The sequence below is a fragment of the Alkalibacter mobilis genome (genome assembly GCF_015594845.1).
GTDB lineage: Bacteria > Bacillota > Clostridia > Eubacteriales > Alkalibacteraceae > Alkalibacter > Alkalibacter mobilis.
Genome location: NZ_JADNRK010000023.1, coordinates 1 through 12,384, shown reverse-complemented (window position 1 = coordinate 12,384; position 12,384 = coordinate 1). Strand labels below are relative to the sequence as shown.

General features: G+C 39.8%; 10 protein-coding genes. 4 read left to right on the top strand and 6 right to left on the bottom strand.

The window, feature by feature from the left end:
• The first annotated feature begins 21 nt into the window (after nt 1-21).
• The 4 genes from IWB18_RS10000 to IWB18_RS09985 are packed head-to-tail and all read left to right on the top strand — an operon-like array spanning nt 22 to nt 3,862.
• Nucleotides 22-960, top strand: a complete 939-nt coding sequence (locus tag IWB18_RS10000; RefSeq protein WP_195683482.1) for a DUF1177 domain-containing protein — start codon at nt 22-24, stop codon at nt 958-960.
• A complete protein-coding gene (locus tag IWB18_RS09995) occupies nt 953-1,642 on the top strand; it encodes an AroM family protein (RefSeq protein ID WP_195683481.1) in 690 nt (229 codons plus the stop codon). Before IWB18_RS10000 ends, IWB18_RS09995 begins: the two co-directional genes overlap by 8 nt.
• 17 nt (nt 1,643-1,659) lie before the next feature.
• Entirely contained in the window at nt 1,660-2,589 is a 930-nt protein-coding gene (locus IWB18_RS09990; RefSeq protein WP_195683480.1) for an aminopeptidase, read from the top strand.
• The gene (locus tag IWB18_RS09985) at nt 2,561-3,862 is read left to right on the top strand and encodes a PucR family transcriptional regulator (protein ID WP_195683479.1); all 1,302 of its coding nucleotides are present in this window, start codon (nt 2,561-2,563) and stop codon (nt 3,860-3,862) included. The genes IWB18_RS09990 and IWB18_RS09985 overlap by 29 nt, the downstream gene beginning before the upstream one ends.
• A gap of 64 nt (nt 3,863-3,926) precedes the next feature.
• On the opposite strand, the gene IWB18_RS09980 is transcribed toward IWB18_RS09985, so the two are convergent.
• From IWB18_RS09980 to IWB18_RS09955, 6 genes are all read right to left on the bottom strand, one after another.
• Complete coding sequence (locus IWB18_RS09980; RefSeq protein ID WP_195683478.1) at nt 3,927-4,247, bottom strand: nuclear transport factor 2 family protein; 321 nt, start codon at nt 4,245-4,247, stop codon at nt 3,927-3,929.
• Nucleotides 4,244-6,190 (bottom strand): NAD(P)/FAD-dependent oxidoreductase, encoded by a 1,947-nt coding sequence (locus IWB18_RS09975; RefSeq protein ID WP_195683477.1) that lies wholly within the window; start codon nt 6,188-6,190, stop codon nt 4,244-4,246. The genes IWB18_RS09980 and IWB18_RS09975 overlap by 4 nt, the downstream gene beginning before the upstream one ends.
• 440 nt (nt 6,191-6,630) lie before the next feature.
• Nucleotides 6,631-7,557 carry a uroporphyrinogen decarboxylase family protein gene (locus IWB18_RS09970; RefSeq protein ID WP_195683476.1) on the bottom strand — a complete coding sequence of 309 codons (927 nt, stop codon included), beginning with the start codon at nt 7,555-7,557 and terminating at the stop codon, nt 6,631-6,633.
• Between the two features lie 654 nt (nt 7,558-8,211).
• Nucleotides 8,212-9,381 (bottom strand): uroporphyrinogen decarboxylase family protein, encoded by a 1,170-nt coding sequence (locus tag IWB18_RS09965; RefSeq protein WP_195683475.1) that lies wholly within the window; start codon nt 9,379-9,381, stop codon nt 8,212-8,214.
• Nucleotides 9,382-9,431: 50 nt separating this feature from the next.
• On the bottom strand, nt 9,432-10,769 hold the full coding sequence (locus IWB18_RS09960) for a YjiH family protein (protein WP_195683474.1): 1,338 nt from the start codon (nt 10,767-10,769) through the stop codon (nt 9,432-9,434).
• A gap of 105 nt (nt 10,770-10,874) precedes the next feature.
• Complete coding sequence (locus IWB18_RS09955; RefSeq protein WP_195683473.1) at nt 10,875-12,251, bottom strand: MFS transporter; 1,377 nt, start codon at nt 12,249-12,251, stop codon at nt 10,875-10,877.
• Between the last annotated feature and the right edge of the window lie 133 nt (nt 12,252-12,384).

The window sequence follows — 12,384 nt, the reverse complement described above, 5'->3', positions numbered from 1 at the left end:
AGAAATTGAGGAGGCTATGGAATGATTACAAGACAAATAATGGAAGTATATGAATTAATGGATACAGCAACCGCCAATGGAGAACAGATGAAAAAATATCTGGAAACTTACGGCGCAAAGGACGTAGAAGTAAAGACCATAACAGGAGATAAGGGCAAAACAGATTTTATCCGTGTGACCGTACCCGGAAGCAAAGGAAAATCAAAGGGAATGGACGCTCCTACCATAGGAATCCTAGGTAGACTTGGCGGCATAGGAGCTAGACCTGAAATGATCGGGATGGTATCCGATGCAGATGGAGCAGTAGTTGCTATGGCTGTTGCTGCAAAACTTCTTGATATGCAGAATAAAGGAGATTTTTTAGACGGAGATGTAGTTCTCTCTACACACATTTGTCCGGATGCTCCAACACAGCCCCACAAGCCCGTTCCATTCATGGATTCACCAGTAGACATGGCAACTGTCAACAGAGAAGAAGTAAGTGGTGATTTGGACGCAATACTGTCTGTTGACACCACTAAAGGAAATAGAGTCATCAATCATAGAGGATTTGCCATATCTCCAACAGTAAAAGATGGATATATCCTTAAAGTAAGCGATCAACTACTGGATATAATGCAAAACACAACTGGAAAACTTCCAGTGGTATTTCCCCTTAGCATTCAAGACATTACTCCTTACGGAAACGGTGTTTATCATATAAACAGCATCCTGCAACCGGCTACAGCTACATCTGCACCGGTAGTTGGGGTGGCCATAACTGCGGAGGTAGCGGTCCCTGGATGTGCTACGGGAGCCAGCCAGCCATTCGATTTGGAGCAAGCCGGAAGATTTGTCCTTGAAGTGGCAAAAGAATTTGGCAGAGGCAATTGCAGCTTTTTCGACGAGGAAGAGTTTGGTCTGTTGACAAAACTATATGGTGAAATAAAACAGTTCCAGACTTTAGGCAAAAATGACTGATTCAAAAAAACCCAAACTGGGAGCAATAACTATAGGACAATCTCCTAGAACAGACGTGGTACAGGAGATGCTTCCTTTTTTAGGGAAAGATGTAGAGGTTATTCAAGCGGGTGCTTTGGACGGTCTTGAATATCAGGAGATCTTAAAGTTCAAACCTGAAGAGGGAGATTACGTACTTGTTTCTACTTTAAGGGATGGAAGAAGCGTAAAGTTTGCTGAAAAGCATATTTTGCCAAGACTTCAACTGTGTATAGACAAATTAGAGGATGAAGGTGCCCAGATAATATTGTTTATCTGCACTGGAACCTTTCCGGATGTTTTTCATTCTAAAAAGCCTGTGCTTTATCCTCAGAAGATAATGCACAGTAGTGTTCCAAATTTGACAAGCGCCAGCAAAATCGGGATCGTCATACCGGACAAGGAACAGATAGCACAGACGGTTCTAAAGTGGAAAGAAGCGGGAATGGATGCGGTGGTCGTTCCCTTTTCTCCATATACAGGAGAGGATGAGATGGAGCCTATTGCCAATGTTCTTAAAGATGCGGATATTGATTTGATTGTTATGGATTGCATTGGATATACCCTGTCCATGAAAAGACAATTGACTCGTTTGACCGAAAAGTCAGTAGTATTGGCAAGGACTTTTGTAGCAAGGGTATTAGGGGAACTCCTGGATGACTAAAGAAAGGAGCTCAAATCATGGGAATAACAGAAAACATAAAAAATATATATAAAAATAATTTTGGATTAAAACAAAGGGAATCGGTGTTGATAGTCACCGATGATGCTTTGGAAATGATCGGAACGTACTTTTATGAAGCCGCAAAAGAAGCAGGAAATGAAACTGCTTTGATCAAGATACCTTCAATATATAAATCCGGTCAGGAACCGCCGACAATGGTAGCGGAATCAATGAAAGCTGCGGATGTGGTCCTTTGTGTCACTAAAGCTTCGTTGACCCACACATCTGCCAGAAAGAATGCTTCATCAGCAGGTGCAAGGGTGGGAACCATGCCTGGAATAACCGAAGACATGCTTGAATTTGGAGCTTTGACTGCAGATCCCAAGGATATAATACGTTTGACCGACAGATTTACTAAGCTGTTGGATGAAGGCAAGGAAGTTATCCTTGAAAAAGGTGGATATAAGCTGAATTTTTCAATAGCAGAAAGAAAAGGGATCTCCAGTACAGGAATCTTCTTGAATAAGGGGGAGTCGGGAAACATCCCTTCAGGTGAAAGTTATATCGCGCCCATTGAGACTTCTGCCAATGGTCATTTCCTTGTGGACGGATCCATAGCAGGCATTGGTAAAGTTGAGGAACCTATACTGCTTACTTTGGAAGAGGGTTATTTGACTGATGCTACAGGTGAAATGGGCAAAAAGCTGTTGGAGCTTTTGGGAGAGGGCGAAGGTCGAAGAATAGCTGAATTTGGAATCGGAGCAAATCCGGCGGCAAGGGTAACAGGTGTTATTCTTGAAGATGAAAAAGTATACGACACGGTCCACATAGCCTTTGGAAACAACAAATCCTTTGGAGGTGTGACAGAAGCAGGAGTCCACATAGACTGCATATCTAAGGGTGTAGATATATACATAGATGGAGAAAAAGTACCTATCGAAATTTGAATCGGGAAAAATAATGAAGCATGCCAGTTTATTAGGAGTGAAGATGTCCATGAAGAGCAAATCACCTGACATGATAGAGATATACAAGGAATTTCATAGAGAAATGGACAAACCGGGGTTTAGACCCTTGATCAGAGCGGCTGGCAAGATTTTTGATGCACCGGTAGTTTTCACAGATAATGAGTACCAGATGGTTTCCATGTATCCAACGAAAAAGATCGATGATTTTGTGTACGACACATTGCTTGAAACAGGAGGGCTCCCTGAAGAAACCATTGCCGCATTCCATAAGGCCTATTTGAGTCAACCGGGAAAGCGGTACGATCCATTTTTTGAAAAGGAAGGTCTAGTCAAAGACTGTCCGAGGATTTTCGCAGAGGTTTATGATGAAACTAAGGTATTGGGTCATGTGGCCATTTTTTTGAAAGACAGGGAATTTGAACCTTGGCAGTTGGATGCTACCTCCATCCTAACTCAAGTATTGAGGATAAAAATAAATTTATCCAATCGGATGCCTTCGGTAAATTCAGACACTCTGCAGTATCTGATGAACCGAAATACTACGAAGCATGCAAAAACCAGAGCGATCGCACAATTGTCCAAATTTGATCTAAAGGATGCTGCTTTGTTGGTGGCGCCATTGGACCAGACGAAATCTCAACACGCATTTGCGTCAGTAGCGATAAACTATTTTCTTCATAGGTTCCCCTGCGTCATACCCACTATTTACAACGACGACCTGGTGGTGTTGATAAGTGCTGAAGGTGCCAATGTAGAATTGGGGGCAACTGCAGAAAAAATTTCTGATTATTTGTATCAATACCATATCATAAGCGGTGCTGTTGACCCTGTAGAAGATTTGTATTCCCTGCCGGATTACTACCTTCAAGGAAGGTTGACCGCTCTGTATAGATACAGAAATGAGATGGAAGGATCGAATACCAAGTTGTATTACTATCACGATATTGCGCCGATCCCTCTATTTCTGCACCTAAGTCAGCAGAAGGAGTATCACTGCTTCATACATCCGGTTTTAGGTAAGATCCAAGAATATGATAAGGAAAACGATACCGATTATTATAAAACCTTGTCCAGCTATTGTCGGCACTTGTTTCAGAAAAATGACACGTCTGAGGCCATGCATATTCACCGAAATACTCTCAATTATAGATTGAGCCGGTTGGAAGAACTTTTCGGATTGGACCTTCAGGACTATCACGTGTTATTGCACTTGGTTTTGAGCTTGGAAATATCGGCATATAGCAACAACTAATAAAACCCTTTAGGAAGAAAATTGCTCCTAAAGGGTTTTACTATATTATTGATAGAGGATTTTTTTATCTTGGTCTTACAATATACTCGTCGATCAATCCGTCTTTAAGTGTGGCGCAGCCTACGCATTCTAGTTTAACATCGCCCAGGTATACATCGTATTCCATGGAGTTGGGATTTAACTTTACGATTTCTGCTCTCACTTTGTAATTTTCCCACACGGATTCAAAAGCTTTCTTTAATGCTTCCCTGCCTTCAACGATCAAGTCATCTACTTGCAAGGGACGGGCGCCGCCATCATTGAATCTGCAGTTTTCCGTAAAAAGATTAGATATACCGACAAAATCACTTTCGTTCATTCTTGCTATATAATCTTCTAAAATCATATTTTCATACCTACTCTTGCACCTTCGTATATTGCTTCTAAAGCGCTTCTTGCTTGTTTTGCGTCACCTATTACATAAACTTCATCTGCTAGAGATTCAACATTTTCAAATAATTGATCTGACTTGGAGCCTACAGCAAATACTATGTTGTCGTATCCTTCGAGTAGTATTTCTTTGCCGTTTTGCTCTGCATAAACATTGTTGCCTTCGATTTTAAGAACTTTTGTATTTTTGAATACTTCGACGCCTTCTTTTTTGAAACGTCCAATCAAATCATCTCGAACGGTCATGTACAAGTCCATAGCGATGTCTTCCTTCATCTCTACCACTGCAACTTTTTCACAATAGTCCTTGCAGAATTCAGCTGTTTCAACGCCAACCATGCCGCCGCCGATAACTAGGGCGCTGTTAGCCAAGATCTTCTTGCCGACTAAAACATCATTAGCCATATATACATTATCTGCATCATTTCCTGGAATGTTCAGTTTAAATGGAGTGGCTCCTGTTGCAACTATCAAAACATCCGGCTTTTGCTCTTGAATGAATGAAGTGCTTACTTCTTGGTTGTATACCATTTTCACATCGTTTTTCTCACACATGTGTTTGAAAAATTTGATAGGTCTTGTAAGTTCTTGTTTGTATGGAGGGTATGATGCTATCAAGAATTGTCCTCCAACTTTGTTTTCTCCGTTTTTCTCATATAGAGTTACATCATGTCCACGCTCAGCTGCGATCCAAGCGGCTTCCATGCCGGCTACTCCGGCTCCGATTACCATTACTTTTTTTGGAGTTTCTGTTGGTCCATATTGTACGTCTTTTCGGTTGTTGCTCATTGGATTGAAGATACATGATACACCCCAGTCTCCTTCTTGCAATGAATCGTGATCATTGAAAGACATGCAACGTTGAGTACATCCTATGCAAGGTACGATATCTTCTACATCTCCACCAGCCATTTTGTTAGGAAAGTCTGGATCTGCAATTGATTGACGTCCAAGACATATGAAATCGGCATCTCCACGTTCAATAGACTGTTCGATGACGTAAGGATCTGAGAATCTTCCGGCTAACATTACAGGAATGTTAACGGATTCTTTTATTCTTCTGCTTATTCTCCAGTTCCAACCTTGTTGCCATGATGTTGGAGGAACGATAACATCCCAAGAAGCATATGTTCCTGCAGAAACGTTCAATGCATCCGCACCGTAGGATTCCAATAATCTTGCAAATACAACTGACTCTTCTTCTTCCAAGCCTCCTGCTCTTCCTTCGATGGAGTCGATACGAACTAGTATGGCAAAATCTTCTCCACACTCTTTTCTAATACCTTCGATGATCAGTTTATGGAAGTAGCTTCTTCCTGATACGCCGCCACCAAACTCATCGATTCTTTTGTTCGTTCTAGGGCTCATAAATTGCAATCCCATGTATCCGTGGGCACTGTGAAACTCGATTCCGTCAAAACCAGCTTTTTTACAACGAACTGATGCCTGAACATAAGAATCAACTAATTCGTAAACTTGTGCTGTGGTGTATTCATTGACAGGTTCCCGATACACGACGGAAGGTATGGATGAGGGACCTACTGGTGTTTGTCCGATCATTGCTGAAGCAGTTTCTCTTCCAGCATGGTGTAATTGAACTATGGCTTTTGCGCCACCTTTATGAATTGCATTTGCTAATTTAGTCAGACCTGGTATGTAATCGTCAGAGTACAATCTTGGTTCTCCAGGCATTCCCATACCCTTGTCATCTACTGCTGCGATCTCTGTAATGACTATACCAAAGCCGCCTTTGGCTCTAGAGCCGTAGTAGTCACAAGCCATTTTTTCTATAGTACCGTCATCTTCACACATGGCGGAATCCATTGCTGGTACCACCAATCTGTTTTTAACTAGCATCTTGCCGATATACATAGGTTTAAAGGTTGATTCAAAATTCATACATTTCACTCCATTCATTTTTATAAAGCACGGTGATGGATAAGTATTTGTCTTGTCATGCTTTGATAAAAGTATAACGTGATTGTTAAAAATATGCCATATTCATAGCGACGAAGAAACAACACCTTTTTGTGCATTTTGACAAACTAAAAATATTTAGAACCTAAACTATTTTATGTAGGAAATACTTGATTTAGCTATGAATATAGCATTAGATTGGATTGAAAAAAATTGATTTCTTAAAAAATATATGTAAATAGTGATCTGTACGTGCAATTCAACAGTTGAGAAAACAAGGGATATCAATGAATAAATATTGTCAGCTCAGCAAAATTCAGTGAAGTTTGGAAAACCCCTGAGAGTGTTTGTTAAAATAACTGTTAATATTAGGAAATAAAAATGCTGTAAAGGTTTATGACCTCTACAGCATTTTGAGAGTTTTACACAGCTAAATCACTGAACGCATCTTGATATTGTTGCTGGTGCTCCATGACCATTTTCCCCATATCTTCTGGTACTGGATATTTTTGATATGCCCTACGACTATATTCGTATACAGCATCACGAAAAGTCGGCCACAAGGAAGTGTCGTGATTTGGAATTCTGGCTTTACCGGAATCCGAGCAAAACAGAATTCTTTTATCGGAATATTTATCGACAAAATCCTTTGCTATCTTTTGAACTTCTTCTTTTGTGGAACCCTTTGGTAGGACCGGATTACCTATAGCGAAAGTAATATGCTCATTCTTATACTCTTCGATCAACGTATCCACATCATTTATTGCCGGTTGAGGAAACCAGAAATCGCTCCCTGTTGCCACCATAGCCGGGACAAGTTTTTCTGCTTTTCCGCAACAATGGTGTTCAAAAACAATGCCTATGCTATGGCAATGGTCTACAATTTTCTTCATTGGCGCAACAAAGAAATTCATCGCCGTATCTAAAGAGAAGAATGGACCAGTATTAGTTCCCCAGTCGTCATGGAGCATGACGCTGTCAATTCGTACGGTTTTCGCTACTCGGGAGATATAGTCGCAATACATATCAGAGAGTCTGTCTAGGAACGCTTTCACCGCATCCTCCTGATCCTCATCTACTAATGCAATGGCTGCGTTTGAAGCATCCATCATAGCCATCATGCGTTCCCATAGTCCAAGTTGAATGCCTAGTTGATTGACTCTGTCAGTTCCCAAATACTCTTGATTCATCTCTCTCATGGCATCGAAATCGATCATGTCAAGATCAGGCCATTTGACGATTTTTTCCCAGTCGTTCATATCTTCTACCAAAGGATTACCCGGACGAACAGTAGCACCGCAGGAGACCGCTTCCCATTCCTGTGGCAGTTCCAGCCAACCATTGGTCACTTTTGGGAATGTGGCGTAATCAATGTGGGGACCACCATCTAGACACTGATGATGGGCTACATTATCTTGTCCTTGACGAGGGCGGAACTCCTGAATATCGCAGAAGAACCAGCCAATATTAGGCATCCAATAAGGTGTTTCTCCGCGAAAGAACATCTTGAAGTTTTCAAGAGTAGGTATGGGTCGATAATATCTGTTTGTATCGGGACAGACGTAATTTCCCTCTGTGTTACGCAAACGCGTATCTTCCATTCCTTTGAACCCGGGATACTTCCCGATTACTGTCCACTCTTTGACTGAATTATAAGCTTCTCTTTTCACTATTTTTCCTCCTTGTATTATTAGAATATAGCTAATGATCACAGTTATACTCTAATTTGTTTTCGACTAAAGAATATCCTAAAGCTACAATAATCATATAAATGTTATCGGCGAAGGTTTGAGACCTGCCTCCTTACAAAGCATTGAGATGCTGCTTCTGATTACATTTTAAAATTCGATCATGTTTTATCTAGAAAGCAATAGCCATATAAATCTTTCTTTGATGGAGTCTCTTACTTCGGGAGGTAATTCTTTGTAGTACTCCTCCATTGATTCTTCCAAAATACTCATTAAATTTTCTTCCATTGTGGCATCCTCCTTTATAAGGTTTAATTAATATACACCATTTTCATGTATATAGTCGCACACTGCAATTAGGTTTTCAGCTTTGGCATCCGTATGTGACATTATTACTGAATCAGTTGAGAAGATGTAGCCGCCGCCTGGGGCCAGTTCATCCAAACACCATTTTGCTTGATCGATACATTGTTCTACTGAGCCTCTAGCTAATAGATCCACCTGCATTCCGCCCATGATGCACATTTTGTTGCCTATGGAATCTTTAGCTTTCTTGAGATCGCCTTTTTCTATCAAGCCAACCAGTTTATCTGTTTTTGGCAAATCGGATAGGATCTCATAGTAAGGCTCCCAAAGGTTTTCCATAAAAAGCATTTGGTTGTACCCTCGTTTAACACAAAGTTCATCTACCATTTTATAAAGAAATGGGAAATATAATTTTTCAAAATCTTTCGGTTTTAAGTAGGTAGGTAAGTGAAGAGGACTGAAAATCCAATGATTATCCTCTGGAGTGGTATAGGATGAAGTCAACATCCTCATAGTATAGTCAAATAAGGAATCACAAGCTGCATAAAATTTATCAGGATATCTTTTGATATCGCCCATAGTGCCTACAAAATCTCTTAAAAAGTCCATAACTATATCTGGAGTCGTATAAAGAGCTCCCTTTGCCATAAAAGGGATACCCAACTCTTCCGCAACCCTTTTGTTTACTATGGCATTGTGTTGAAGAAATACTTTAAAATCGTCAAAAGCCTTGAAAAATTTATTTTTGATTTCCTGCTTGTCTCCCGTCAGTGAAGGGAATTTCCGGGGTATAAGCGTGTTTCCGATGAAATTCACAGGGTCGGAAATCAACTGGTCGTACTCGTCTGCATTCATAAGGTTTCCATGACTGCCTTTGATTTGAAGGCTGTGATCTGTCAGGACGTACAAACCTTCACCAAAATTGCTCATTACATCTATCGGAAAAATATTCATATTTCCCCATTGAGCATCGACATAAACGTCGGTAAATGTTTTTTTATAGGCTTCGAAATTAGCATCGGGGCTATTTTTAAATGCTTCTATCAAGCTTATATCAGCATGATGCATGACCCATTCTTCCACCATGGGCATTACCGGAACTCTGTCGGGAATTTCTCGTCTAACAGCAGATACCACTCGGTTAAATCTTTCATCATATAATTCTTTTGTGATTTTCAATTTAATACCTCCTAAATAATTTGCATAGTATGTTCCAATAGATCTCCTTGTTAAAAAATAAGTGTTGCCAATAGTCCTACGATTAAGATGGTCAATATCATTCTTAAAAACCAAGTAATAACGAGGTCAAGTGGTTTTACAGGAAGGTCTGTAGACAGAACGACTGGCCAAAAACCGGATACGAAAACTGATACTGTCATTGGATACAAGCAAAGGAAGAATTTAGCGCCAATGGAAAGGTCTTGTCCCACACCAATAAGAACAGAAAGGTATATATCTAGAAATGACATGCTGGCGGATTGCATTATAATAGCGATATCAGTGCTGGCGAATCCTACTATTTTGAAAAAAGGCCAAAACACATAACCCACATATGTAAAAATAGGAGTGTATTTAAGAAGCAGAAGACCTACTACCAAAACGAATATTCCTGACATCATCATGTTTGTAACTACCCGCAGTGTCATCAAGAAAGTAGTGACAAGCCGCTTAAGAACAGGGCCGGCTTTTTCAGCGACAGAAACTCCTTCAGACAGGGCTGTTTTAAATACTTTTACTTTTACTTCAGGTTCATATGAAGGCGTGGCTCCTTCGTAGTAATCCAAGGTTTTTTTGTTTAAAGGGTATAACCTGATCATAATGAATGTGATTAACAATGTAACCAAGATTGAAGTTACAAAAATCAAATTCCAATATTCCATCATTCCAAGAAGATTAGTAAACAACAACATGATACCTACTGATGGAGTACAAAAACCCAAGGCGATGATTGCAGCCTCTTTTTTATTAAATTTTCCATCTTTGTATAAAATATTAGTGGAAATATGTCCCATTGAAAAATTGCCTAAAAAGGCGCTTAAAGCTATAACTGATGCTCTGCCGGGAGTTTTGAACAATGGTCTCATAAGAGGACGAAGTACAACCCCAACTGCTTCTATAAGGCCGAAGTCAACCAAAAAAGTCAAGAATATGCCAGCTACAAGTACGGTTAAAGAGGCTATTCCGTTTAAGATGGATGCATTAGGCCCTATTTCAGGATCTAGGAAAAAAGCTGGTCCAATTTGAAAATAAATAAGTGCAGCCATTATAGAACCAATTGTAGTTACAATCGCTATAGTTCTACTGATAAAATTTTTATTCCAGTTCTTCTTGATAAAAAATGTATCGATGACGCAAAAGATTCCGAATAAGAACATCATTAGCAGATAATTTGGTGATACATAAGGTCTTACAAAACTAACGATATGATCGACCAAAATGCTATTTTGTCCATTGAAATCAAATCTTACAAAAAATGCAAATAACCCGAACAAGCTAGCTAAGAAAAATTTTAAGATGCTGGAAGTTTTAAATTGCCTGATATCTGAATTCATAGTTTCATCATTCATAAGTAGAACTCCTTTTTTTTAGTGGATAATTAAAAGCATTGATTTTTAAAGCAAAAATAGCCGCTGTCTGATAGTTTCTATGGAGACAACGGCTAAAGTGTCATTTTATGATCGAGATGCTATTTCAGCAGAATACTCTTCGACTTTTTCTTTTGTTAGATTGAAGCCAAAAGCTAATGCCAGACCACCTACAATTAGTATGATCCCTGGTATCAACAAGAAAGCACTGCTGATTCCGCTCATGACCTCACTGGAAACTGTAGCAGGGTCGATTGCAGCACTAAATCCAACAACTGCAAGGACGGTGTTAAGGATGATTCCTCTAAATACGATCGCGATTTTCAAAGTTACATTGTTTAACCCCATGATCCAGCCGGAAGCATTCTTTTTGGATTTCCACTCATCGTAAATTACAGTATCTGCAAAAAGTACCGGCATTAAAGAATAAATTGAGCCATAAAGATACTGAGCCAGAGCTAATAGTACGATTACCACCATGAAATTTGTATGAACGGTTTTTGCAAAGACAAGTAGTGCACCCATCAATAGATAGTAAGCTATAGTGGTCGTTCTTGCTGAAAATTTATTGGCGATAAACTTACAGGTGAAAGCTCCCAAGGCTGCTGCTATACCGATGATTATCATATATGTAGCAAGATAACCAGGGTTTTTGAGTACGTAGGTGAAGTAGTAGACAGCAGTTGCGCTGGCGACGAAGTTTACTATCCATCTTGCTATATCCGCAACGAGTAAAACAAGAAGTGGACGATTAAGTACTAAAGCTTTTAGTGTACCGACAAAACCGAGTTTATTTTTCTTTGCGATGGCTATCTTTTTATCGTCGGTTTCTTCAATAGCTTCATAACCTTCGAACATTTTAAAGTGAGCAAAGTAAGAAATAGCCATGGCTGTCCCTAGTATGAATGCAAGTGCTGCAAATTGGAAATCAACTCCAACGACTTTTCCTAATATTAAAGCCAATGGTAGTCCGGTGTAAGAGAAAATTATGCCAGCTAAACGATTATAGGTTCCTCTAGAAGTTGAGAGAGAGACCCGATCATTAGGTGTTTTTGCTGCTACAGAAATCAATGCCACGTTTGCGACGTAAGGGAAGTTCCAAAGAACGCTACTTAGTATACCGGCTGCAATGATTATCACTATAGCAACACTATCGCTGCCTATTTTCATGAATTTAAACATGTAGACGATCGGTACCAACCAAGGGGTCACAACCAACCAGGAACGGTATCTACCCCATTTTAAAGGTTTGATGGAATTCATGATTGCGCCGTAGGCCCATGAAAATGCAGCATCTACTACTGTCGTGACGGTCTGGATAAATGTTACGATTCCAAGGTCGAACATGACGATGTTGGTTAGGAAGAAGTTAAAGAAATAGTTTTCGACACTTGTCATCATGGTGAAAAAAAGGTCGCCGATGCCATAAAATCTTTTTAAGTTTTTGGATAAATCTTTTTTCATCTTAATGCTCCTCGTATTATAAGAGTATAGCTAATAATCACAGCTATATTCTTATTTATTTTTGTTAAAGAATATCCTAATGCTACAATAACCATATAGGTTGTTAGCGAAGGTTTGAGCTTACGCTCCTTGC